At 69.1% G+C, this 23,213-nt stretch carries 20 protein-coding genes and 1 tRNA gene; 9 read left to right on the top strand and 12 right to left on the bottom strand.

Going from position 1 to position 23,213, the window contains the following annotated elements; translation table 11 throughout:
* Window positions 1-327: 327 nt before the first annotated feature.
* The gene (locus FNV62_RS20075; RefSeq protein ID WP_095854595.1) at window positions 328-1,074 is read left to right on the top strand and encodes a glycosyltransferase; all 747 of its coding nucleotides are present in this window, start codon (window positions 328-330) and stop codon (window positions 1,072-1,074) included.
* Window positions 1,075-1,162: 88 nt separating this feature from the next.
* Window positions 1,163-2,086, top strand: coding sequence for a glycosyltransferase (locus tag FNV62_RS20080; RefSeq protein WP_097284782.1), 924 nt, complete (start codon window positions 1,163-1,165; stop codon window positions 2,084-2,086).
* On the opposite strand, the gene FNV62_RS20085 is transcribed toward FNV62_RS20080, so the two are convergent.
* From FNV62_RS20085 to gmd, 4 genes are all read right to left on the bottom strand, one after another.
* Window positions 2,070-2,831, bottom strand: a complete 762-nt coding sequence (locus FNV62_RS20085; RefSeq protein WP_164331715.1) for a glycosyltransferase family 4 protein — start codon at window positions 2,829-2,831, stop codon at window positions 2,070-2,072. The genes FNV62_RS20080 and FNV62_RS20085 overlap by 17 nt on opposite strands.
* Window positions 2,832-3,306: 475 nt before the next feature.
* Window positions 3,307-4,281 (bottom strand): GDP-L-fucose synthase family protein, encoded by a 975-nt coding sequence (locus FNV62_RS20090; RefSeq protein WP_143652065.1) that lies wholly within the window; start codon window positions 4,279-4,281, stop codon window positions 3,307-3,309.
* A 43-nt stretch (window positions 4,282-4,324) separates the two neighbouring features.
* A complete protein-coding gene (locus tag FNV62_RS20095; RefSeq protein WP_143601678.1) occupies window positions 4,325-5,488 on the bottom strand; it encodes a DegT/DnrJ/EryC1/StrS family aminotransferase in 1,164 nt (387 codons plus the stop codon).
* A 49-nt stretch (window positions 5,489-5,537) separates the two neighbouring features.
* Entirely contained in the window at window positions 5,538-6,578 is a 1,041-nt protein-coding gene (gene gmd / locus FNV62_RS20100; protein ID WP_095854590.1) for a GDP-mannose 4,6-dehydratase, read from the bottom strand.
* 655 nt (window positions 6,579-7,233) lie between these two features.
* Between gmd and FNV62_RS55715 the strand changes: the two genes are divergently transcribed.
* The 3 genes from FNV62_RS55715 (at window position 7,234) to FNV62_RS20115 (ending at window position 10,140) form a co-directional block, all read left to right on the top strand.
* Window positions 7,234-8,238, top strand: a complete 1,005-nt coding sequence (locus tag FNV62_RS55715; RefSeq protein ID WP_225900311.1) for a glycosyltransferase family 4 protein — start codon at window positions 7,234-7,236, stop codon at window positions 8,236-8,238.
* A 38-nt stretch (window positions 8,239-8,276) separates the two neighbouring features.
* Window positions 8,277-9,083, top strand: coding sequence for a WecB/TagA/CpsF family glycosyltransferase (locus tag FNV62_RS20110; protein WP_205522256.1), 807 nt, complete (start codon window positions 8,277-8,279; stop codon window positions 9,081-9,083).
* Between the two features lie 244 nt (window positions 9,084-9,327).
* Window positions 9,328-10,140, top strand: a complete 813-nt coding sequence (locus tag FNV62_RS20115) for a class I SAM-dependent methyltransferase (protein WP_143601680.1) — start codon at window positions 9,328-9,330, stop codon at window positions 10,138-10,140.
* Window positions 10,141-10,360: 220 nt separating this feature from the next.
* Here the strand turns inward: FNV62_RS20115 and FNV62_RS20120 are convergent, their stop codons facing one another.
* The 3 genes from FNV62_RS20120 to FNV62_RS20130 form a co-directional block, all read right to left on the bottom strand.
* Entirely contained in the window at window positions 10,361-10,840 is a 480-nt protein-coding gene (locus FNV62_RS20120; RefSeq protein ID WP_164404778.1) for a hypothetical protein, read from the bottom strand.
* A 301-nt stretch (window positions 10,841-11,141) separates the two neighbouring features.
* Window positions 11,142-11,375: a hypothetical protein gene (locus tag FNV62_RS57570; protein WP_248283045.1), complete on the bottom strand. Its 234-nt coding sequence runs from the start codon at window positions 11,373-11,375 to the stop codon at window positions 11,142-11,144.
* Between the two features lie 1,090 nt (window positions 11,376-12,465).
* Window positions 12,466-12,541 (bottom strand) — tRNA-Arg (locus tag FNV62_RS20130).
* 310 nt (window positions 12,542-12,851) lie between these two features.
* Here FNV62_RS20130 and FNV62_RS20135 point away from each other — a divergent pair.
* The 4 genes from FNV62_RS20135 to FNV62_RS20150 all read left to right on the top strand — a co-directional run bounded on the left by FNV62_RS20135 (window position 12,852) and on the right by FNV62_RS20150 (window position 18,964).
* Window positions 12,852-14,459 carry a dynamin family protein gene (locus tag FNV62_RS20135; RefSeq protein ID WP_097284788.1) on the top strand — a complete coding sequence of 536 codons (1,608 nt, stop codon included), beginning with the start codon at window positions 12,852-12,854 and terminating at the stop codon, window positions 14,457-14,459.
* 5 nt (window positions 14,460-14,464) lie between these two features.
* Entirely contained in the window at window positions 14,465-16,633 is a 2,169-nt protein-coding gene (locus tag FNV62_RS20140) for a YfjP family GTPase (RefSeq protein WP_143601688.1), read from the top strand.
* A 179-nt stretch (window positions 16,634-16,812) separates the two neighbouring features.
* On the top strand, window positions 16,813-17,280 hold the full coding sequence (locus tag FNV62_RS20145) for a single-stranded DNA-binding protein (protein WP_060901942.1): 468 nt from the start codon (window positions 16,813-16,815) through the stop codon (window positions 17,278-17,280).
* 274 nt (window positions 17,281-17,554) lie between these two features.
* Window positions 17,555-18,964 (top strand): Cys-Gln thioester bond-forming surface protein, encoded by a 1,410-nt coding sequence (locus FNV62_RS20150; RefSeq protein WP_143601689.1) that lies wholly within the window; start codon window positions 17,555-17,557, stop codon window positions 18,962-18,964.
* 121 nt (window positions 18,965-19,085) lie between these two features.
* Here the strand turns inward: FNV62_RS20150 and FNV62_RS20155 are convergent, their stop codons facing one another.
* From FNV62_RS20155 to FNV62_RS20175, 5 genes are all read right to left on the bottom strand, one after another.
* Entirely contained in the window at window positions 19,086-19,718 is a 633-nt protein-coding gene (locus FNV62_RS20155; protein WP_143601690.1) for a sigma-70 family RNA polymerase sigma factor, read from the bottom strand.
* 120 nt (window positions 19,719-19,838) lie between these two features.
* A complete protein-coding gene (locus FNV62_RS20160; protein ID WP_143601691.1) occupies window positions 19,839-20,579 on the bottom strand; it encodes a hypothetical protein in 741 nt (246 codons plus the stop codon).
* Between the two features lie 248 nt (window positions 20,580-20,827).
* A complete protein-coding gene (locus FNV62_RS20165) occupies window positions 20,828-21,580 on the bottom strand; it encodes a YcnI family protein (RefSeq protein WP_143601692.1) in 753 nt (250 codons plus the stop codon).
* Between the two features lie 30 nt (window positions 21,581-21,610).
* Window positions 21,611-22,198, bottom strand: coding sequence for a hypothetical protein (locus FNV62_RS20170; protein ID WP_054231817.1), 588 nt, complete (start codon window positions 22,196-22,198; stop codon window positions 21,611-21,613).
* 469 nt (window positions 22,199-22,667) lie between these two features.
* Window positions 22,668-23,186 carry a hypothetical protein gene (locus tag FNV62_RS20175; RefSeq protein ID WP_054231818.1) on the bottom strand — a complete coding sequence of 173 codons (519 nt, stop codon included), beginning with the start codon at window positions 23,184-23,186 and terminating at the stop codon, window positions 22,668-22,670.
* Window positions 23,187-23,213: the final 27 nt, after the last annotated feature.

Consider the following 23,213-nt stretch of genomic DNA (forward strand, 5'->3'; position numbering starts at 1 on the left):
TCACCGGAAATCGATGTATATTCGCTCCCGGGCAGCCAATAAACGAATTCGGACGCCTGACCGTTCTGAGGAGTGTGCAGAGTGGCAACCACTGCTGTCGACTCTCGCAACCGTTCCACGACTGAAATACTGCGTGTGGCTCTCCCCCTTTCGGGGGATCACCCCGCGCACTACGCGGTGAGGGATCTCATCGCAGAATGCGTCAGGCAAGGAGCAGTCGACGAGCCGGTCACCACCCCGCCGTGGATCGGTCGGGTTCTCGCCAAATCTCACCTCGCGCTCCCTCATGGCGGGCGTCGCCGCCGGGGGCCGGTCATCGTTCCTCTGATGGGAGCCCGGTTCGGTCAGCTCTATGCGGCCGGCCTCATGGGAGACGTCGTGCCCTACTGCTGGGACGTCTGGGAGCCGGACTGGGAGTTGTGGGCGCGGAGACTGCGGCCCCTGCGGCCCCCGGTCGTCTTCGTCACGGCTCTGGAGTCGGCACGCTTTCTGGCCCGGGCCCTGCCTCGGTCCGAGGTGGTCCATCTTCCCGAGGCAACCCGGCTGGATCGGCACGACTGCGGCACATGCCTGGCCGACAGGAACGTCGGTGTCCTGGAGCTCGGGCGTCGGTACCCGGCCTGGCACGAGGCGGTCACCGAGGCCGTACGGCTGCGTTCGCCCCTTTCCCACCAGTACGAGGCCGAACCAGGCCGACTCGTGTACCCCGATGAGCGCGCCCTGCGGCAGGGTCTGTCGCAGACGGTGATCTCTGTCTGCTTCCCGTCCTCGCTTACCCATCCGCAGCGCTCCGGCAGCGTCGAAACGATGACTCAGCGCTACCTGGAAAGCATGGCGTCAGGGTGTCTCGTCCTTGGACATGCCCCCTCGGAGTTGGTGGACCTCATGGGATTCAATCCAGTTGTAGAGGTCGACTGGCACGACCCGGCCCAGCAGGTGCTGGACATCCTGGCCTCACCGAGCAGATGGCAGCCGGTTGTGAACCGAGCACTGAACCGAATGCAGGACGTGGGCGACTGGAGCGTACGAGTTCGCACCGCGCTGGAGACGATCCGGACGATCGGTCTTCTGTGACACGGAGCCCGCGGTCGCTATCCGGAGATTCGGCGACCCTGCCTTCACGACGGAACAGTTCACCATCAGCGACTGGAAGACGTCCCCCATGCCCAAGATGCTGAAGACCATCCTCATCACGGTGCCGACGACGGGTGCCCGGCCCTTGCGTCCCCTGCTCGACGACCTCGCTCAGCAAGCTCACGGCGTCGAGAACAGCAGTGCGCGTACGGTCTCGGTCATGCTGCTGGACAACTCGCCGGCCGACTCGCAGACGGCCCGAGTCGCCGCGGCCGCTTGCAGGGTGGAGTACCGGCGAGTGGAACAGCCGGGTTTCTCCCAAGTCCGCAACGCGGCAATGGACGCGGCACAGCAGCACGACGCCCTGGTGTTCATCGACGACGACGAGCGGCCGGTTCCCGGGTGGCTCCGTGCACTGATCACCAGTGCTGAGGCGAACGACGCCGATGTCGTCGTGGGGCCTGTCGCGGTCCGTCTGCCTCCGCATGCACCTCGGTGGCTGGGCGGAGGTCGACTGATCCGCCAGGTGCGGACGCAGGGGGACGGGCCGCTGGAAGGGTTCGCGCAATCCGGAAATACGCTGGTCTGCATGTCCACGGTCCGTCGCACGGGTCTGCGCTTCCGCTCTGCCTTCGACAGGACCGGTGGCGAGGACACCGTGTTCTTCCATGAGATGGCCCAGCGCGGAGCACGTATCTTCTTCACCCGCGCCGCACTTGTCTTCGAGACACCCGACCGGGACAGGCTGACTCTGTCGGGCGTGGTGCGCAGGGCCTTCCGCGGGGGACGTACCGCAGCAGCCGTCGAGGCCGAGCTCAAGGACCTTCCGATGCCACGTCGTCTGATCCGGAGGACGGGAAAGCTGGCGCGAGCGCTCTGCCGGATCCTTTCGGGCACGGTGTGCGGCCGTCCCGCCGACTGTGTGCGAGGTGTGCAGGACGTCGCCTTTGTATGCGGCTGGGGAATGGCTCTCCTTGCCGGGGTGCCTGTCGCGGTCAGCCGCGGGAAGTAACGACGGGACGCCTCTCCAGCAACTCGGCCACACCTGCCGCGAAGCGTGCGCTCATTTCCTCCACCGTGTAGTTTCCCGAGTTCGAGACGCAACCTCGCTGGAGCCGGGCCATGAGCTCGGGGCTGGACAGAGTCCTCACCACGGCTTCCGCATACTGCTCCGGCCCACCGGAGGCCACCATCGCGTTCCGGCCGTGCTCCAGGTACTCGAATTCCGGACTGTGGCCGGGCCAGTCGGTCGTCACCAGCGGGGTGCGGAGTGCAAAGGAATCGACAGCGCACAGTCCCACCAGCCCGGGCATGAGCATGAGCCGTGACGCAGCCCCCAGCAAGGCACGGCGGTCGTCGTGAACAGGGCCCACGTACACCACGCCGTCTCCGCGTGCGGCAGACGACTCGACCGAGGACCGGCACGCGCCGTCACCCGCGACCAGAAGTCTGAAATCGGGCATGCGCTTCACAATGTGTGCCACCGCTTCCAGCAGAAACGGAATGCGCTTGGACGCATGAAAGCCGCCCAGGTAGAGGCCGGTGCGGTCGGGTACCAACCCGTGCTGGGAGGCGAACTCCGCAACCTGCGCGTCGGTGACGGCGTTCCGGGCTGCCACCAGGGCCGTGGTGTCAGTGGAGTTGCGCACCACGGTGATGCGATCGCGCGGAAACCCTCCCGCAGCCACGTGGTCCGCGCCCCCCGCTGTGTAGGCGAAAAACCATGACGCCTGCCGGGTGAGAACCCGCTTGGCCACCCGGAGCAGAGGGCCGCCCTCCTTGTGGTAAGTCCGACCATGGCCCCACATGGCCAGGGCAGGCCCACATCCGGCCCGCGCCCGCCGCGACAATCCTCTGGCGAGCAGGGGGTAGGTCTCCAGGTTCTGGAGAGCCTGTCCCACGATGAGAACGTCCGACCGGTGGGGGAGATCCCCGAGCCGCCTCACCCGAACGGGGAGCCCACCGATCTGCCAGGAGCGCTCGGAGAGGACCACGGCGCCTTCCAGTGCGAGGGTGCCATCATCGCGGTCGCAGCCCGTGGCCGGAGGCGGCGAGCCGTGTGCGACGGTCAGTTCCGCTCCCAGTTGGCCGTGGAGATCGGCCGCCAGTCTGCGGAAGAACGGTACCCGGTAGGGTGGAATGTACGGCTGCACGATCGTGATTCTTCGCCGGTGCACAGTGTCTCTCTTCTCCTGTCGCTGGGCTGTTCAGGTCGCGAAGACCTGTCGGTCGTCAACGGGCGGCCACCGCAACGAAGGGTTCAGGATCTGCTGTCGATCCGGCGTACTGGTCCAGATACCAGTCGTATGTGCGCCTGAGTCCTTCTCCAAGCCCGATGCGGTGGCGCCAGCCGGTTTCGTGCAGTCTGGTGACATCCAGCAGCTTTCGCGGCATGCCCTCCGGCTTCGTGGAGTCGAACCGCAAATTCCCCTCATAGCCGACTACTTCGCACATACGCTCAGCCAACTCCCGGATCCCGATGTCCTCTCCTGTGCCGATGTTCAAGAACTGCTGGTGCGTGTAGGTGTCGAGCAGCCAGACGACCGCATCGGCGAGGTCGTCCACGTACAGGAACTCGCGTCGGCTCGATCCCGTACCCCAGATCACGACCTCGGAATGGCCTGCGGCCTTTGCCTGGTGGATCCTGCGGAGAAGAGACGGGATCACATGAGAGGTTTCGGGGTCGAAGTTGTCGTTCTCGCCGTAGATGTTCGATGGCATACAGGAGATGAAGTTCATCCCGAACTCGGCGTGGATGTACTCGCACAGTTTCATTCCGGCGATCTTTGCGTAGGCGTAGGCCTCGTTGGTGGGTTCCGGCTTACCCTCCATGAGGTACTCCTCCCTCATGGGCTGCGGACACGCCCGGGGGTAGATACAGGAGCTGCCGAGGAAAAGAAACGTCTCCACACCGGCGTCCTTGGCCGACCAGATCAGATTGTTCTGGATCTGGAGGTTCTCGTAGAGGAACTCCGCCGGATGACCCATGTTCGCCTGGATGCCGCCGACCCGCGCCGCACTGTCGACGACGTACCGGGGCCGTTCTGCGCTGACGAACTCCCGCACGGCACGCTGGTCGGTGAGGTCCAACTCGGCCCGCGTGGCCAGGAGCAGGTTCTCGTGCCCGTCGGCGCGCAGTCGGCGCACGATCGCCGAGCCCACCATCCCGGTGTGCCCGGCAACATAGATCTTTGCCCGCCGGTCCATCCCGACCGCCCTTCTCCTCGATCCGGTCCTCCTGCCTTGCTGATCAGCCGCCGAGCAGGTCACACAGAGTGGCCAGTTCTTCCTCGGTCATGTCGGGGTTGTTTCCGAAGTAGAAACCGTTGGCATGGACGCGTCGCGCGTTCGGCCGCTCGGTCGTGTCCTGGATGTACTTCCGATAGAACGGCTGCTGCGGTACGTCCCCGGCGATGACAGGGCGGATTTCCACGTCGGCCGCCTCGAACTCGGCGCGGTACTTCTCGGCCAGCTCGGGTGTGCGGCACACCACCGGCATGGCGAAGTTGGACACGGAGTCCATATGGGCCAGGTCGTACTGGTGAAAGTCTTCGTTGCCGGTCATGGCCGCACAGAAGCGGTTGAAGTTGGCCGCGCGCCTGTCCACGATCTCGTCCCAGTGGCGGATCTGCTGATTGCCGATGAATGCGTTGATCTCGGTGGGCCGGAAGTTGAAGGCGAGATCGTGGAAGGTGTACCTGGCATAGAAGTCGTCCACTTCGGCCTCGGTCCGCAGCCTCCTCTGCGCTGCCGTCGGCAGGTTGCGGTCCCAGCCGTGTGCGCGGGAGATGACCAGGTGCTCGTACAACTCCTTGTCATCGGTGCACACCATCCCGCCCTCGATGGTCGACAGATGGTGACCCACGAAGAAGGAGAACGTGGAGGCGACGCCGAAATTGCCCAGCAGGGTGCGGTTCACCCTCGAGCCGAGCGCCTCACAGTTGTCCTCGATCAGGAGGACACCGCGCTCCTCGCACATGCGCTTCAGTTCCGGAAGGTCGTCGCAGAAGCCCACGACGTTCGTCAGGAAGAGCGCCTCGCATCGGGAGATGTGCGCCTCGAAGGTCCTGGGGGAGACGTTCAGGGTGTCCAACTCGCAGTCGATCGCGACCGGTTCGAGCCCGAGTTGCATCAGCGGCATGACGTTGGTCGGCCAGGTGAGGGCGGAGAAACCGACGCGTGCCCCCCGCCGGATCCCCCCCTGGTTCAACAGGGCCTGGATCAGCAGCAGGTTGGCCACGCTTCCGTTCGTGACGAAGACCGCATACGCCCGCTCCTGCTTCTCGGCGAATGCCTTCTCGAACGTGCGGCACTGCTCGCTCATGCTGAACACGTCCTGGTTCAGGACGAAGTCCGCCAGGGCTCGCTTGGTCTCGGCTTCGCGGTAGAAGCTGGACTTGATCAGTTTGATCATGTTGACCACCTTTGCGGAAGGGGATGGCCTCTCCAGCCATCCGAGCAGGTCAGCGCCGAGCGAGCGAGGGAGCGGGAGGGGGGACCACGGGCACCGTGACGCCGCCCTTCTCCAGGAGTGTCTGGAGTTCCGCGTCGATCATCAGGCCGGCCAATTCGGGTGCGTGCACCCTCGCCTGCCAGCCGAGGACCCGTGCGGCCTTTGACGCGTCGCCCACCAGGTCGTCGACCTCGGTGGGGCGCAGGTACCTCTCGTCGAAGCGCACGTGATCACGCCAGTCAAGGCCCACATGGCTGAAGCAGTGCTCGACGAAGTCCCGCACGCTGTAGCTGCGGCCGGTGGCGATCACGTAGTCGTCCGGATCGTCCTGCTGCAGCATCAGCCACATGGCTTCGACGTACTCCGCGGCGTATCCCCAGTCACGGCGCGCCTCCAGGTTGCCGAGGTACAGGCTGTCCTGGAGTCCGGCCTTGATCCGGGCCGCCGCCATGGCCACCTTGCGGGTGACGAACGTGGGCCCCCGACGTGGCGACTCGTGGTTGAAGAGGATGCCGTTGACCGCGTAGAGCCCGTATGCCTCACGGTAGTTGCGGGTCATCCAGTACGCGTAGACCTTTGCCGCTCCGTACGGGGAGCGCGGGTGGAACGAGGTCCCCTCGTGCTGCGGCGGGGGCGACGCTCCGAACATCTCGGAACTGGACGCCTGGTAGAAGCGACAGGGCAGGCCGGTGGTCCGAATGGCTTCCAGCAGTCGCGTGGTTCCCAGCGCTGTCGTGTCCCCGGTGAACAGAGGCTCGTCGAAGGAGACGCGGACATGCGACTGGGCGGCCAGGTGGTACACCTCGTCGGGCTGTACGCGTTCGAGGAGACCGGCGACCCTGGTGCCGTCCGTGAGATCGCCGTAGTGCAGGAACAGCCGGGCTTCCGGATCGTGCGGATCCTGGTAGAGATGGTCGATGCGGCAGGTGGTGAACGTGGAAGCACGCCGAATGATCCCGTGGACGGTGTAACCCTTCCCCAGGAGCAACTCGGCAAGGTAGGAGCCGTCCTGGCCCGTGATTCCGGTGATGAGTGCCGTTCTGGCTGTCACACGTACTCCCTGCGGTAAGGCTGGCAAATGGACGACGCGCCCTGCTATCTGATCTTGCGCGGACGGCACGCGTCTTTCCCTCGAGCACCCTAGGAAAAATCCCCGGAATCATCCACGATCGCGGCCGTGCATCCCCCGGACGGCCGTAATCCGCAAGTCAACGGGCATGCAGTGTCAAACGCGCCCGCAAATTCCAGCCCAGGGCTTTACCGATGCCCAGTCCATGAAGAGGCAGCAGCGGGGCGTGCAGGAAGATTTTCCCGGAGCGCTGGAAATCTGAATGCGGAAGTCGCTCCGGATGCGCCAGTCCCACCGACTCACGGAGCACAGCCGCTCCAGGGTGTGGGCTACCAGATGAACGGGAGCTCCCAAATAGAATAATATATTCTCAATAACGGGGAATCGGAGAGATCCCCCCGGACCCCGCTCAGTGGATGGTCATCGATCACTGAATTTACCCGTGCCGCCATTGAATTTCGGGCAGCCTGCGACGTGTTGTCCTGGACGCCCGGCCTTGTGAATGGTGTCATGCATTCCATTCAGTTTCGTTCGTTCCACCGAAGGGATTCCAAGGACGGTGCGGTTTCTTCGTCGGCGTACGCCGAACTCGTGCCCTCGGGTCCTGGTCTTCCGACACGCTTCGGAGCTCGGTGGAATGGGCAGAGCCGCCGACTTCTTCACGCCGCTCCTCGAGCGCCAGTGCCGTGTAGTGGCCGTCGTCACCCTGAGTGCGGACCGTGCCGGGTCGGACAGGTTCGAGGCCTCGTGGACAGCCAAGGTCCGCGCCACGGCGGCGGTCTTGGGGAGATGCGCGTCTCTGCTCAGCGTGCGGTCACCGGACGCCATCTACCTGCCGATCTCGCAATGGGGCCTGCCCCTCGCCCGGGACGTCTTGGTGATCACGCTTGCCAGAGTCACGGGGTGTACACCGGTACTTCACCTGCACGGCGCGCAGTTGCCGGCCCGGCTGGCCGCAAGCGGTGTGCTGCGCACCGCACTGGCCGGAGCGCACTGGATAGTGCTGAGCGACACCGTTGCGACAGAACTTCGCACCAGCAGGTGCCGTGCACGATCGGTGACCGTGGTCCGCAACCCGGCGCCAGCCGCTGGCACGTTGGGGCGCGGGCCCGCACGCCCCCGTGCGCTGCGCATCGGCTGGCTCGGCACGAGGTGCCGGGCCAAGGGTTTCGACGTCCTCTGCCGTGCGGTCGGCCGACTCAAGGACCGTGGCGTCGATGTCCAGTTCTCAGCGGCGGGAATGCGCCTGGACGTACCCGATGCCCACATGTCATCCGTGGACGAGGACCTCGGCGTGCTCGCCCCCGGAAGGGCCTCGTCCTTCTGGTCCCGGACCGATGTCTTCGTCCTTCCGTCCCGTTGGGCCGAAGGACTTCCCTTCGTGATCATCGAAGCGCTGCAGGCCGGCTGCGCCGTGGCTGCCACGCCGTCGCCGGGAAGCGCCGAACTCTTCGGCCGCGGTTGCGTGGAGCGGATCGAGAGCACCACGGACTCCGTCACCGCGTTCCTCGAGAACTGCGTGGCCGACCTTCAGAGCATCCGGCGGCGTCAGCAACGGGCCTGGGAGGAGCTTCGCCCCATCTACGCACCGCAACGGGTCGAGGAGTCGTTCGTCGGCTTCTGGCGCGACACCAGTTTCTGACCGGCTTCCAGCAGATCGACGAGTTGGGGAGGCGCTGTATGCGTATGCAGCGGTGGGACGATGAGGAGGCTCCGGCCAAGCGGATCCGCCCGGGCCGGCCAGTCACGGTGTGCGGACTCCCCGTCCACCCGCTCACCCTGGAGGAGTCGGTGGCGGCCGCCGAGGCGCTGATCTCGGACGGCGGCCCCCACCAGCACGTCGTGCTGAACGCCGCCAAGGTCGTCCAGGCGCACGACGACCCGGAACTGGCGCGCATCATCCGCTCGTGCTCGCTCGTCAACCCGGACGGGCAGTCGGTCGTGTGGGCAGGCCGCCTCCTCGGAAGCCCGCTGCCCGAGCGCGTGGCGGGCATCGACTTCATGCTGGCGCTGTGGCGCAGCGCCGCGCGCAACGCGTACCGCGTGTACCTCCTGGGTGCTGAGGCGAAGGTGGTCGAGGAGACCGCGCGCATCGCCGCCGGGCAGGGCGTCGAGGTCGTCGGACACCGGGACGGCTACTGGGCCGAGAGCGAGGAGGCGCGGGTGGTGGCGGCCGTCCGTGAGACCCGCCCGGACATCCTGTTCCTCGCCGTGCCGAGTCCACGCAAGGAGTACTTCCTCGCCCGCCGGCAGAAGGACCTGGGCTGTGCCCTGGTGGTCGGTGTCGGCGGATCCTTCGACGTGGTGGCGGGACTCCGCAGCAGGGCACCACGATGGATGCGGCGCGCCGGCCTTGAATGGTTCCACCGGCTGGTCCAGGAGCCGCGCCGCATGTTCCTGCGCTACGCGGTGGGCAACACCCGATTCGTCGCCCTCACCGCCACGTACTGGGCGCGGCTGTCGACCAGCCGTGGGGGCGACGCGTAGAGCCGACGGCCCGCACCGGCATCGGTCGTCCGTGGCGTGCCATGCCATGCCGTGGCGTGGTCTGGCGTGCAAGCCAGTGGGGTCCGGAGCGCGTCTTCCTGTTGCGGCACGTGAAGATCCCCGAAGGACTGCGGAATATTTCTCGAAGGGTTGGTGCGGGATGCTTACGGCCGGATGCGTGAATCACGCCTCCCGACCTCCGTGGATCCGGCCGTGAAGACAGCCTCCGGAATAGTGTCCTCGCATGACGGAAACCTTGACCAGGCCCACAATTGGGCATCTTCAAGAACGCGCCCACGGCGATGGTCATGATTATGTGAAAGGTTCTCCGCATATCCGGCATCACCGCATCCGCGAGCGAGTGATCTCAGGCGTGCACGACCTGGTGGGTAAGGTCATCGAGCGAAATGGCGAGTGCCGGGTCCTCGAGGTCGGCGCCGGACATGGAACCTTCACCGATCATCTGGTGGCGGCCGGGGCGACGGTCGAGGTGACGGAGATGAGCGCCCCCAGCGCGGCGGTTCTCCGGCACCGTTTCCGGAACAATCCGCACGTCACCGTCATTCACGACTCCGAAGGAAAGGAAATCTTCCGCCCGGAGCCGCTCGACGCCGTGGTGTGCATCTCTGTACTTCACCACATCCCTGACTACCTGGGCGCCGTCGAACATCTCATTCAGCGCATCAAGCCCGGCGGTGTTTTCTTCAGCATTCAGGACCCCTTGTGGTACCCGCGCCGGTCGGGACTTTCCATGAATTTGGATCACGGCGCTTATCTTCTTTGGAGGCTCGGTCAGGGCGAACTGCGCCGCGGCCTGGCCACCAGGGTGCGCCGCCTGCGCGGCCGCTACGACGAGACGAACGAGGCTGACATGTCGGAGTATCACGTCGTCCGCCAGGGAGTGGACGAGGTGGCCCTACAGGGACTCCTGGCACCGGTGTTTCACGACGTGGAGCTGCAGCGTTACTGGTCGACGCAGTCAGGAGTGCTGCAGGCGCTGGGGGAACGATTCGCTCCTGCCACCACGTTCGGGCTCTTCGCACGGAACCGCTGCTGATCAGCGTCCCGTCCAGGACGGACCCGCACGGAACGGCTCCGAGGTCGTAGCTTGAGCCGAAGGTACTCCGGCCGAGCTGATCGGTCGCAGCGGGTGACCTGTTCGCGGTGCCCCCGCATCTGTGGATCGCTCAGCCCAGCTCCTGGCTCGCAGCGGCATCGCGAAGATCACCCGCCTCTACCTGGTGCGCTTCAGTGGCCGGTCGCCGCTGATCCGGAAGTCAATCCCGAGAGGCACCGAGAGCCGGGACGGCGAGGGCGGCACGGACGTGCCCCGGCGAGTCGAAGAAAGGGTCACGACGAGCGGCCCAGGAGGCTTGCGAGGCCTGCGCCGCCGCGAGCGCTTCCGGCCCGTTCCGACGCTGGTGGGCGAGCGTCGAGAGAGGTTGACCCGAGAGGTTGACCCGTACCCGCGTTTCGGTCGGGCCGTCCTGGGAGAGGCCGACGTACGTGGCGGATTCGTTCAGGTGCCGCTGCGTCTGGTCGAGGTTGCGGGCGTCGATGCAGGACCAGGCCGCGCTGGTGGAGTACTCGGCGGCCAGTGCGTACAGGGCCCGGCGGGGGCGTTCGCCGACGTTGCGCTGCTGCAATTCCAAAACGCTGTCGTGTCCCTTGATGGCTGCCTTCTCCAACTTCGCATGCCCGCCCTGACGGTCGTCGGTTTCGACTGGTGCGTTCATCCCGGTGGCGACGCGGGACATCGGACATATCCATATGTACGTCCAACCAATTCGTCCTGCGTGAGCCCGAGTTCCTGCATCCGGCTCTTGAGGACGGCGTTCGCTCCCGTGCCATCGCCTGCCCAGGATGCGCATGGAAGGACCCAGTACGACACGAGGACGATGCCAGGCCGGCGATGCTGCCGGACGCCGCGCTCACCGCGGTCGCGTACGCGATGGACTGGTACCGCACCCGTCAGCACCCGCGACAGGAGGCAGCAGCCGAACAGACCGATCTCCTGGACGCTGCGGCGCGCGGCGACGGCGCGGGCTCGGGCGGCGGCTATGCGGGAGCGAGTGGCGCGCTCGAAGACGACGGCGGCTCGGTCGAGTTGGCCCGCGCCGCGGCCGGGACGGTGAGCGGGAGCAGGCCGAGTGCTACGCCAGGTGCGGCCAACTGCCCTTTCACCAGGCCGTGCAGGATCTCGCGGGACGTGGAGTCCTGGCCCAGGCGCTTGTCTTTGAAGTGCTCCTTGCCGGTGGGACGCTTGGCTGCCGTGCCGTCGCCCGGCTTCAATTACCGGAGCCCGTAGTCGATTTCGATCTTGCGGGCTTCTCGTTGGACGGCTCGGATGTCGTGGTCGCGGCGGCCGATGTCGGCCCACTGGATATCGGTCAGGATCGGGCCTTCGGACGCGGTGCGGGCTGCGGCCGGGGCTGGGGTCGGGAGGTGAAGTCGTCCCAGGGCGCCATCGGTTGCGGATCGATGTGTTCGGAGGCGGTGCCCTTGCCGTAGAGGCAGCCAGTCAGGCGGCGCGTGGCACGAGGCCCTCGACCAGGGATGATCTCCGGTATCACCGGCTCACCGCCCCGCGGTTGCTTGGGCGACGGCGGCGTCCACTTCGGCGATCGATGCCGCGAACCGCCCCAGCAGCCGCTGCACGAGGTCCGGTTGTGGCCACGGCCCGGCAGTCCGCGACCGCCGATGTGGGACCGTCGGCGCGGGCGACGGCCGGGGACGACTCGGCGACGTAGCCACCGATCGGCATCCGGCTGACGTCGACGGCACGCTTCAGATCGGCGAACTCGCTGTCGCTGCAACGCTGATGGACACGACGCTCACGCGGACGCTGCCGGCGCAGAGTGCGACGGGGGGAACGATGGCCGCACAGTGCGTGACGACTTGGTATCGCCCCTGCCTCGGTCACCGCGCTCGTCGCCGTCCTCCGCGATCTGATCAAGCGGGACGGTCTTCAGCCCGGCGACCTCCTGTCTCCCGGCGAGAAGGGCGGCCTGCGGGCCGGGCCGGTCTTCCGGCGCGCTCGGAACAAGGCCCGCGAGGCGGTCCTGCCTGAGCACGCATACGAGCCACTTGTCGGCCGGCGCGTCTACGACCTGCGCCACACCTGCCTGACCACCGGGCTCAGCAACGACATCCCACCCGCCCGGGCCCCCGAATGGGCCGGCGACAGCGCCCCGAGGGACCGCTTCCCGGATTTCGGAAGGTTTTCGGGAAGGTCACCCGCCAGAGACCGGACAAAAGCGGCTCCAGCCGGACTGTCCCCGACTCCGCCAGGGGGTCCAGCTGCCCCCGCGCAACCACTCCGCCAGGCTCGATAAACCGCCCCGGACCAGCAAAAAAGCCCTCCCGATGGGAGGGCTCTCAGTGGCGCCCCCGGCAGGACTCGAACCTGCGGCCAAGCGCTTAGAAGGCGCCTGCTCTATCCACTGAGCTACGGGGGCCAGGTGTGGTGGCCGGTTTCGTGGTGCCCGGGTGTGGGCCGATCCGTGACCTTGCCGGGGACAAGGATAGGGCTCCCGGGTCCTTGTCCCTGGCGCTTCGCCTCCGTGGCTCAATGTGGAGGTTCAGTGAAGCGGTCCTGATAATCGCAGGCAGGTACGAATCGTGCACCGCTTTTGGCGTCTCGCGCATCGGGTGTTGTGCACTCGTTATGCCTGCGCCCCAGTCGTCCCTTCCGCCCCGTGTGTCCTGTCGGCGCGCAGACATAGCCATATGCTTCAGAAAGCCTCCAAAATTGGGCATTCTTCGCATGTGGTGACCTTGGACGTACGGCCTCAGCTGCTCGACGCACTCTCCGCCCTGCGCGACCGTGTCGCCGCCGCACGCTTCCCGCTGCCCCTGGCGGGGGCTCCACGCGCGCGTGCCAATCGCGACGAACTGCTCGCACAACTAGACGACTATTTGGTGCCCCGGTTGAGGGAACCCGAAGCACCACTTCTCGCCGTGATCGGCGGGTCGACGGGAGCGGGGAAGTCCACTCTCGTCAACTCCCTCGTCGGACGCCGGGTCAGCGAGGCCGGCGTCTTGCGGCCGACGACCCGGACGCCGGTACTGGTGTGCCATCCGGAGGACCATCACTGGTTCAGTGGAATGCGGGTGCTGCCCGACCTCACGCGCGCGTGGGTGCCCCACCAGGAACCCGGCGACGACCTTCAGGCCCTCATGGAGCGCGGGGAACGGGTGCTGCGTATCGAAACCGCTGACACCCTCCCCCGGGGCCTCGCCCTGCTCGACGCGCCCGACATCGACTCCCTGGTCGCCGACAACCGCGTACTCGCCGCCGAACTGATCTGCGCTGCCGACATCTGGGTCATGGTGACCACGGCCGCGCGGTACGCCGACGCCGTGCCGTGGCACCTGCTGCGTACGGCCAAGGAGCACAAGGCGACCCTGGTGACCGTTCTCGACCGGGTGCCCCACCAGGTGGTGTCCGAGGTCTCGCGGCAGTACGGCGCCCTGCTCACCAAGGCGGGGCTCGGCGAGGTGCCCCGCTTCACCGTGCCGGAACTGCCCGAGTCCGCGTGGGGCGGCGGCCTGCTGCCCGCCACGGCCGTCGCGCCGCTGCGCACGTGGCTCGTCCACCAGGCGCAGGACCCCGGCGCCCGGCACGCGACGATGGCCCGTACGGCCCAAGGACTCCTCGACTCGCTCAAGGCCCGGATGCCTGAGCTCGCCGGTGCGGCCGCCGCGCAGTACGCGGCCGCGCTGCGGCTCACCGCCGCCGTCGACGGGGCGTACGACAGCGAGCACGCGCGCGTGAAGGGGCGTCTGCAAACCGGTGCCGTGCTCTCCGGGGACGCGCTCAAGCGGTGGCGCGCCTACCCGCTCGACTGCACCGCGGGTGAACTGCTCGACTCGCTCGTCGAGAGCCTGGCCGCACTCCTGCTGTGCGCCGTCACGGCCGCCGACGAGCGCGTGGACGACGCCTGGCGGCGCGAACCGGCCTCGGATGCTCCAGGGCTGACGGACCGTGATCCGACGCTGGAGAGCGCCGAGCACCGGATCGGGATGTCCGTACGGCGTTGGCGGCGGGTCCTGGAGGAGTACGCCGAGGACGAGGTCGGCCGCCTCGACAAGAGCGTGGCACCGGACGCCGAGGTCGTCGCCGCGCTGGTGGCCACCGCGCTCCTGGGCGGCCACAGGGCACGCAACGCGGGCGAGGGGCTCGCAGAGCGGCTCGGCGCGCACGGCGCCCTGCGGCTGCGCGAGAGGGGCGGGCGCCTCCTTGCCGAGTACCTCGACAGGGCCCTGCACACCGAGCGCGAGCGCCGTCTCGCCCCGCTCGACGCCCTCGACGTGCACCCAGAGCCCCAGGCCGAACTCATCGCCGCGCTGTCCGTACTGCAGAAGGAGAGGTGACCGCGGTGACTGCCGTCACAGACCACACGGATCACGCCGACCACACCGGAGACGATTCCCCCGAAGACGGCACGTCCGATCACGGAATGTCCGGTCACGACGCGTCCGACCACGGGGGTGCGTCCGACCAGGGAAGTTCCGAAAACGGCCGCCCTGAAGCCGCTCGTTCCGAGGCCGACTCCCCGGAGGCCCTCGCCACGGAGGCCGCGGAGGGCGAGCCCGCCGCCGGGGAGGCCGCGAGGGAGGCTCCCCTGGAGTCCGTGACGAAGGCGCAGCCGGAGGGGGAAGCCGGGGCGGGGACGGAAGCGAAGGCGGGGAAGGAGGCAGAGACGGGGGACGCCGAGCGGGCCCAGGAGGTCGCCTTCGATGCCCCGCGTGGCGGCGCGCACACACGCGTGAAGGACGACGCCGGGCACCCACGGGTGAAGACCGACGACGGCGGTACCCGTGCCGAGTCGGAGACCGCCTGGGACGACGGGCTGATCGCCCGCCGCGTGTCCGAGACGGCCCCCGGCCAGGAGACACACGCCCCGTCCCTGGTCCTGGAGACCAAGACCGCCGTACAGGCCCCGCCGCTCCCGCTCGCGTACGACGGACCCCTGAGGTCGCGCCTTGACGCGCTCCGCGAGCTGGTGGGGTCGTCGCGCACCCGGCTGGACAGCAGGACGCTCGCCGAGGCGAGCCGGGTCCTCGACGAGGCGACGGCGCGCCGCAAACTGTCCGGTGAGCACACTGTGGTCGCCATCGCCGGAGCCACCGGCAGCGGCAAGTCGCAGCTCTTCAACGCGCTCGCCGGGGTGGCCATCTCGGAGACGGGCGTGCGCAGGCCCACCACCGCGGCGCCCATCGCGTGCAGCTGGAGCGACGGCGCGGCGACCCTCATCGACCGGCTCGGCATCCCGGGACGACTGCGCAGACGTCCCCTGCAGAGCCCGGAGGCGGAGGCGCAACTGCGCGGCCTCGTCCTGGTCGACCTGCCCGACCACGACTCCGCGGCCGTCCAGCACCGGGAGCAGGTGGACCGCATCCTGGCGCTCGTCGACGCGGTCATCTGGGTCGTCGACCCCGAGAAGTACGCGGACGCCATGCTCCATGAGCGGTATCTGCGGCCCATGGCGGGCCACGGGGAGGTCACCTTCGTGGTCCTCAACCAGGTGGACCGGCTGCCCGGCGAGGCCGCCGACCAGGTCCTCGACGATCTGCGACGACTGCTCGACGAGGACGGGATCGCACTGGGCGAGTACGGCGAACCGGGCGCGACCGTGATGGCGCTGTCCGCGCTCACCGGGGACGGCATCGGCGAACTGCGCGAGTCGCTCGGCCAGTTCCTGGCCGAGCGGGGCGCCGCCGCCCGTCGAATTTCGGCCGATCTCGACGCGGCCGCCGCGCGACTGCGTCCCGTCTACTCGACCGGACGGCGTACGGGGCTCAGCGAGGAGGCGCGCGACGAGTTCGCGGACCGGCTCGCGGACGCGGTGGGCGCCACGGCGGCCGGCCAGGCGGCCGAGCGCGCGTGGCGCCGCAACGCCAACCGCGCGTGCGGCACCCCCTGGCTGCGGCTGTGGCGCTGGGTCCAGGGCCGGGGGGACTCGACGACGGGCCGACTGTCGGTACGGGCACCCGCGGACGAGGAGGCCACGGCCCGACAGCGCGTCGAACAGGCGGTGCGTACGGTGGCGGACCGGGCGGCCCGCGGGCTGCCCGCGCCCTGGGCGCAGGCGGTGCGCGAGGCGGCCGTGCGCGGTGCGCAGGGGCTGTCGGAGGCGCTGGACGAGATGGCGTCGCGCGCCACGACACCGGTGGGGCGGCCGCCGCGGCCCGGTTGGTGGCCGGCCGCCGTGCTCGCACAGGTCTCGATGACGATTCTTCAGATCGTCGGCGGGCTGTGGCTGCTGGGGCAGATCATCGGGTTCATGGCGCCGAACCTCGGGGTGCCGGTGCTGCTGATGTTGGCCGGCATCATCGGCGGCCCCGCCGTCGAGTGGGGCAGCAGGATGGCGGCGCGCGGACCGGCCAAGCGGTACGGGCTCGAAGCGGAACGGCGACTGCGCGAGGCAGCGGCCGGGTGCGGGAGGGCGCGGGTACTCGATCCGGTGGCGGCGGAGTTGCTGCGATATCGGGAGGTACGGGAGCAGTACGGGCGGGTCACGGGGGCGTCGGCGCCGGTCGGATGACGAGGAAGCACTCCATGGGCTGAAGCGCCTCCACCCTTCGGGTGACGCGGTTGTCCACAACCGGCCGGTAGCACACAGGGCTCAGCGGGGCCGGCCCGACGAAGGCAGTCTGAACTCGCGGCGATCGCAGCGCATGCGAGCGCCGCGACAGACGCATTCGTACGGGAGAGGGGTCGGGCATGAACGAGACGATGGTGTGCGCGGTGGGGAACGTGGCGACACAGCCGGTCTACCGAGACTTGGCGAACGGCGCGTCGGCGAGGTTCCGCCTGGCGGTGACGGCGCGGTACTGGGACCGCGAGAAGAGCGCCTGGACGGACGGGCACACCAATTTCTTCACCGTGTGGGCGAACCGCGCGCTCGCCACCAACGTGGGGGCATCGCTGTCGGTGGGCGATCCCGTCATCGTGCAGGGCAGGTTGAAGGTGCGTACCGAGGTACGCGAAGGACAGAGCTGGACGTCGGCGGACATCGACGCGGTGGCCATCGGCCACGACCTCTCGCGCGGCACCTCGGCCTTCCGGCGCCCGAACAAGGAAGGGGACACAACCGCGTCCCCCCGGCCCGAGCCCAACTGGGAGACGGAGCCGGAGAGTCGTTCCCTAGACGTCTCCCAACAGCAGCCGGAACCCGCCGGAGTGACCTGACGTCAGATGCGGAATCGTCCAGGCCTGGCGACCTGACCGAACTGCGGCTTATCGACAAATCCGTTCCGGACAGTCCCCATTGATTTGTCGATAAGCGCAGCTCACAGGCTCGCCGACCGATAACGATTCCGATTCGGATCGGTTATCCGACGGCAGGACCGGGAAGCGCGGTGCGCCCACGTCCTTAGGATGCCGGGCATAGCTCACGGGGCTTCTGATTCTGCTGGCGGGACCGTCCCCCCATGTCAACGGGTCCTGCTCGAAGGGGAATTCTGTGTTTTCTTCGTTCTCTGCGTGGTCCGCGCGCAGGCGAGGGGCCGCTCGCCTCGCCGCCGCGACGTTGGTGTCGGGGCTCGTCGCCGCGGGGGCGTTGGCCACCGCCGGTGCGGCCGCCGCCGACGATGCCCCGCGGAGTCAGGGCGGCGCGACCGCGACCATCGGCGGTCTGAAGACGTACGGGGCCGCGGTGGTCCACGACAACGGCGTGGACCAGCAGGTGTCCGCCGGTCTGTTCGAGATGTCCGTCGACGGCGGCGGCATGCTGCAGACGTACTGCATCGACCTCCACAACCCGACCCAGCGGGACGCCCAGTACCAGGAGACCTCCTGGAGCGGCACCTCGCTGAACGGCAACAAGGACGCCGGCAAGATCCGCTGGATCCTGCAGCACTCCTACCCACAGGTGAACGACCTCGCGGCGCTGGCCGACATGGCCGGCGCGCACGGCCTCACCGAGCAGGACGCGGCGGCCGGCACCCAGGTGGCCATCTGGCGGTACTCGGACGGCGCCGACGTGGACGCGCTGGACCCGCAGGCGGAGAAGCTCGCCGACTACCTGCAGAAGAACGCGCTGAACGTGGCGGAGCCCAAGGCCTCGCTGACCCTCGACCCGCCCGCGGTCTCCGGGCACGCCGGCGAGAGGCTCGGCCCGATCACGGTGCACACCGACGCGGACAGCGTGACGGTGACGCCGCCCGCGGACGCCGCCGCCAGTGGGGTGAAGGTCGTCGGCAAGGACGGCAAGGCGATCACCTCGGCGACGGACGGCAGCCGGCTCTACTTCGACGTGCCGAAGGACGCCACGGACGGCTCGGCGGCGCTGACCGTGCAGGCGTCGACGACCGTGCCGGTCGGCCGGGCCTTCGCCTCGGGGACCCGCAGCCAGACACAGATCCTCGCGGGCTCCAGCGAGTCGACGGTCTCCGCGACGGCGACCGCGAACTGGGCCAAGGAAGGCGCGATACCGGCGCTGTCCGCCACGACGAACTGCGCCAAGGGCGGCGTGGACGTCATGGCGACCGTCACGGGCGACGCGCCGTTCACCTTCGAGCTGATGGGGGCCGAGCACACCGTCGCCGCGGGCAAGTCCCTGACGGTGACGGTCCCGCTGCAGGAGGACCAGGCGTACGACTTCACGCTGACGGGTCCGAACGGTTTCGAGAAGCACTTCACCGGCATGCTCGACTGCAAGACACAGGGCAGCGCGAGCGACATCACGACCCAGACCGTCGGCGAGCCGAGCCCGGCCCTGGCGAGCGCGGACTCCACCGGGGGCACCAACCTCGCCGAGACCGGTGGCTCCGGCGCGACCCCGATCATCGCGGGCATCGCCGTCGCCCTGGTCGTGATCGGCGGCGCGGCGGTGTTCCTCCTCCGCAAGAAGAAGGCACCGGCGCGGAACTGAGCACAGCGGCACCGCACCTTGGCAACTCAACAGTGAGTGACCGCGGCACGGTGACTCCGTGAGACGCGGCCCCGGCCCGCCCCCAGGCGACCGGGGCCGCGTCCCTTTCCGGCCGCGCCCGTCAGGCCATCGCGCCGACCAGCTCGCGCCGCTCGGGCAGTCCACAGCGTTCGGCGTCGGACAGCGAGGCGATCAGGGCGCTGCGGGCACGGGCCACGCGTGAGCGGACCGTACCTATGGGGCAGTCGCTCACCAGGGCCGCCTCCGCGTACGGCAGTCCGAGGAGCTGGGTCAGCACGAAGGCCTCGCGGCGCTCCTCGGGCAGTTCGGCCAGCAGTTCGTCGAGTGCGATGCCGTCGTCGAAGCCCGGCAGGCCGCGCGGCTGGGCGCGTTCGGCGGCGAGCTGCCAGTCGTCGGAGTCGGCCAGCCGGGGCCGGGCCGCCGCGGTGCGGAAACTGTCGATCACGGCCCGGCGCGCGATGGCCAGCAGCCAGGTACGGGCCGAGGAGCGGCCCTCGAAGCGGTGCAGGCTGCCGAGGGCGCGCAGGAAGGTGTCCTGGGCCAGGTCGTCGGCGGTCTGCGGGTCCGCGCCCAGATAGGTGACGTAACGGCGTACGTCGCGGTGCAGGGCGCGCACGAGCTGGTCGACGGCGTCGGGGTCACCGGCGCGGGCGGCCAGCGCCCAGGCCGTCAGCGACGCGTCACGTGAGGTGGGCAGGGCAGGAGTGGTCACCTGGTGTCCTTCTCGGGTCATCCGGGATCCGGACCCGGCGCGCGAGGGCGGCCCGAGGGTCCGGTGAGCGAAACCGGCCGCGCGAGGGCGTGCGGCCGAGGCCCGGGGCGCACAGGGGCGGCCTCGGGGAACCTGCTGTCTTCAGACGACAGCGGTCCCGGCGGGCGGACCCCGAGAAGTGATCGCGTGGGCGAGAAGGAGCCGGCGCGGCGCGCGGGCGGAGCGGTCGCGGCGGACGCGCGGACGCGGGCGGCTCACCGGCGCGGGCAGCGCGAGCGGCAGCCGCAGCGGGGCTGCCAACAGGCCGGCGAGGGCCCGCAGGACACGGAAGACGGCGCGCTCTCCGTGCGCGAGCCAGAGGCCGCAGAGCAGGGCGGCCAGCAGGTGGGCGGCGAGCATGCCGAGGGAGGACGACGTGCCGTCCGCCGCGTGACCCAGGTGATCCATGGCGCCCATGTCCATGGCGTCCATGCGCGTCGAGTCCATGGGCAGGGAGTTCGGGGACATAGAACCCATGGGCATGGGACCCGTGGGCATGGGACCCGTGGGCATGGGACCCGTGGGCATGGAGTTCATGTCATGGCCGGTGAAGACCGAGGCCGCCGCTCCCCACACTCCGAGGGAGCCCGACGACTGCGCGAGCGAGAACACCGAGTGGAGTACCGCCTGCGCAGCGACCACCGCGGACACGATCAGGGGTAGTCCGCGTTCCCGGCCGGCCAGACACCAGCCCGCGCCGCCGATCACCGCGCCCGAGGCGCCCAACGCCCACCAGGGCACCGTGCCGCCGGACATCATCACGTGCCCCAGGGCGGCGAGCAGCACACAGACGACCGCGAACACCGCGGCCCGTACCGTGCGAGAACACCACCCAGCAGTCATGGCGGGCTCATCCTCGCATCCGGGCAACAGGCTTCATGGGAGGGTACGGAAATTTCTCACCCCCCACTCATGCGCCGGCTCAACTCGCGTCGGACGCGCGGTGTTCACGAGCGAGCTGGTGGGGGAATCCGTCCCGCCGACGGAGGGCGAGGTCGGCGGGACGGCAACCGCTCAGCGGGTGGTCATCGGCCGGTGAGAGCCAATGGGAGCCGGTGAGAACCGGCGAGAACCGGTGAGAGGCCGTTCGCCTACTCGGAGCGGGTACCCCGGCCGCGCGCGAGGGTGTAGCCGGCCGCGGCCAGGCCCAGGACGCCCACGACCAGTCCGGCGATGCCCAGGCCACGGGCCGTGGAGTCGCTGCTCGACGTCGAGTCGGCCGCGGCGGCCGGCGCCGAGCTCGACGACGAGGCGGAGCCCGACGCCGAGTCCGAGGTCCCGTCGGAACCCTTCCCCGCGTCCTGGGCGGTCAGGGTGAGCACCGGCGCCGGGTTCTCCGGCTCGCCCGCGCCCTTCTTCGCCTCCTCGATCCAGCGGACGACGTTGCCGTCCGAGTAGGTCTGCAGGGTCTTGAAGCTCAACTGGTCGGTGTCGTCGGGCAGCTGCCCGAAGGCGACGTTGAAGTCCTGGTACTGGCCGTGCCGGATCCGGCCGCCGGTCCAGGTGATCTCCGAGACGGCCTCGGTGATGGTGCCGTCGTCGGTCTTGACGGGGGTCTTGAGCTTCGTGGTCGTCACCTGCGCCGTCCAGCCCTCCTGAGGGGTGACGAGCACGCCGAGGACCGGGTGGTCCGTCGGCAGGAAGACCTGCACCTTCGTGGTGCTAGCGGTGTCCTCCTCGTTGGGGACGCGGAAGGTGAGAACACCGTCCGTGGCTCCCTTGGCGTAGGTCTCGGGGTGGACCGTCACATGCGCGAAGGCGGCGCCCGCGGCGGCCAGGACACCGGCGGTGGTGAGGGCTGCGACAAGGCCGGCGCGGCGCAGGGTGGTGCGAATCGGGGACATCGGCGGAACTCCGTACTGGTGGGGATGCGGTCAGGGCGTGTACGCGAGCCCTGCCGGCGGTCCCCGACGGGAGACCGCGTGGCGCAGCAGCAGTTGCCGAAGCGGCCGGGGTTCCCGCGCGGTCCGGCGTACGACGGCCGGCCGGGTCGGTACGGCGGACCACCCCGCGCGCACCCGCCACCAGGCGGCGAGCCCCGGTACGAGCGCCGCGGCCCGTCGCAGCACGGACCAGAACGCGGCTTCACCGCGCCGCAGCCACCAGGTCGCGAGGAGGGCGGCCACCACGTGGGCGGCGGTGGCGTGCGGTGTCATGGCGTGCCCTGCCGGGTTCGCCATGTGCGCGCCGTGCATGTCCATCGCCATCCGCGGGCCGGCCGCCTCGAAGGCGAGATGCAGTCCGGCCTGGGCGGCCAGCATCCCGCCGCCGATCCCGAGGAGCGAGCGTTCGCGTCCGCCCAGCAGCCAGCCGGCCGAGAAGACGGCGAGGAGCCCGGCGCCGTCCGCCCACAGCGGCGGCGCCTGACCGGTGGCGAGCCCGTGCCCCCCGGCGGCCAGCAGCACGCACAGCACGGCGAACACCGCCGCGCGCAGGCTCCGTACCTCTGGGGACGCACTCATGAGGCCCAGATACTGCCATGGCGGGCGAACGGCCGTCGCGGCTTCCCCAGCAGCTGCTTCCTCCGAGGTCGTCCGGGGGCCTCGAAACGCCGCTCGGGCAGGGGCCGATCGAACCGGGGAGGGAGGTAGGAACCTGACATACCGCTTCGCTGTGTCGTGCTCGACGACTATCAGGGCGTAGCGACCGAGGCCGCCGATTGGTCGCCGGTGGCGGCCGACGTGGAGGTCGCGCCCGTCGGCCGACCGGCAAACCCCTGACCGCCCGTCGCGCCCCAACCGCCGGCTCATCCACAGCGGCACGACTTCGACCGAGTGGACCACAGCCCTGCTTCGATATCCGGCTCGATGGCCGTCTCGACGCACCCCGATCGAGCGGGTCGCGGACCACCACCGCCCTGATGCAGCATCAGCCCACTGGATGCGAAACGGGCACGCTGACCAGGACAAGTGGAGAAGCACAACGGGAGTACTACTCCCCCTCTGCCATGCCGACGTTCGCCCCGGGCACCGTCTTCAGCAGTGGTCCGAGGACGGCGGCCTGAGGGAGCTTCAGGTCCGGCAGACCGTAATGGTCGGGGTTGGGTGCGCCGAGCGGGGTGTCCACGGCCAGCCCCGGCGTCAACGTGGTCAGATCGGCGGCGGGCGCGTCCGCCCCGAGGTGATCGAAGCCGTGCCCGAGGAGGTTCGGAAGCGGCGTGCGCAAACCCGCCCCGGGCAGTCCGGCGTCGACCGGCAGTCGCGGCACCGCCCGGTCGGGGAGCATCCGGCCCTCGACGTACCGCGGTCCCTCGGGTCCACCCGGCATCGGCACCGGAAGCTCCCCGGCGATCTTGGGCGTCTGCAGGTTGAGGGCGCGCCCCACGCCGTCCAGAGGTACGGGGACGGGAACCTTTTCGGCCGCGACGGCCGGCGTCACGGCGCCGGCACCCATCGCTGCCGCCACGCCGGTGACGACAGCGACAAGAGTTCCTCGAGTGGTCGACTTCATCTCAGGTACGGTCCCTTTCAGGATGTC

It is taken from the genome of Streptomyces sp. RLB3-17, assembly GCF_007113425.2.
Lineage (GTDB): Bacteria > Actinomycetota > Actinomycetes > Streptomycetales > Streptomycetaceae > Streptomyces > Streptomyces mirabilis_D.

Coding starts and splice junctions, on each gene's coding strand:
- FNV62_RS20075 (WP_095854595.1), top strand. CDS start 328: ATGGGAGCCCGGTTCGGTCAGCTCTATGCGGCCGGCCTCATGGGAGAC.
- FNV62_RS20080 (WP_097284782.1), top strand. CDS start 1,163: ATGCCCAAGATGCTGAAGACCATCCTCATCACGGTGCCGACGACGGGT.
- FNV62_RS20090 (WP_143652065.1), bottom strand. CDS start 4,281: ATGGACCGGCGGGCAAAGATCTATGTTGCCGGGCACACCGGGATGGTG.
- FNV62_RS20095 (WP_143601678.1), bottom strand. CDS start 5,488: ATGATCAAACTGATCAAGTCCAGCTTCTACCGCGAAGCCGAGACCAAG.
- FNV62_RS55715 (WP_225900311.1), top strand. CDS start 7,234: ATGGGCAGAGCCGCCGACTTCTTCACGCCGCTCCTCGAGCGCCAGTGC.
- FNV62_RS20110 (WP_205522256.1), top strand. CDS start 8,277: ATGCGTATGCAGCGGTGGGACGATGAGGAGGCTCCGGCCAAGCGGATC.
- FNV62_RS20115 (WP_143601680.1), top strand. CDS start 9,328: ATGACGGAAACCTTGACCAGGCCCACAATTGGGCATCTTCAAGAACGC.
- FNV62_RS20120 (WP_164404778.1), bottom strand. CDS start 10,840: ATGTCCCGCGTCGCCACCGGGATGAACGCACCAGTCGAAACCGACGAC.
- FNV62_RS20145 (WP_060901942.1), top strand. CDS start 16,813: ATGAACGAGACGATGGTGTGCGCGGTGGGGAACGTGGCGACACAGCCG.
- FNV62_RS20155 (WP_143601690.1), bottom strand. CDS start 19,718: ATGACCCGAGAAGGACACCAGGTGACCACTCCTGCCCTGCCCACCTCA.
- FNV62_RS20160 (WP_143601691.1), bottom strand. CDS start 20,579: ATGACTGCTGGGTGGTGTTCTCGCACGGTACGGGCCGCGGTGTTCGCG.
- FNV62_RS20165 (WP_143601692.1), bottom strand. CDS start 21,580: ATGTCCCCGATTCGCACCACCCTGCGCCGCGCCGGCCTTGTCGCAGCC.
- FNV62_RS20170 (WP_054231817.1), bottom strand. CDS start 22,198: ATGAGTGCGTCCCCAGAGGTACGGAGCCTGCGCGCGGCGGTGTTCGCC.
- FNV62_RS20175 (WP_054231818.1), bottom strand. CDS start 23,186: ATGAAGTCGACCACTCGAGGAACTCTTGTCGCTGTCGTCACCGGCGTG.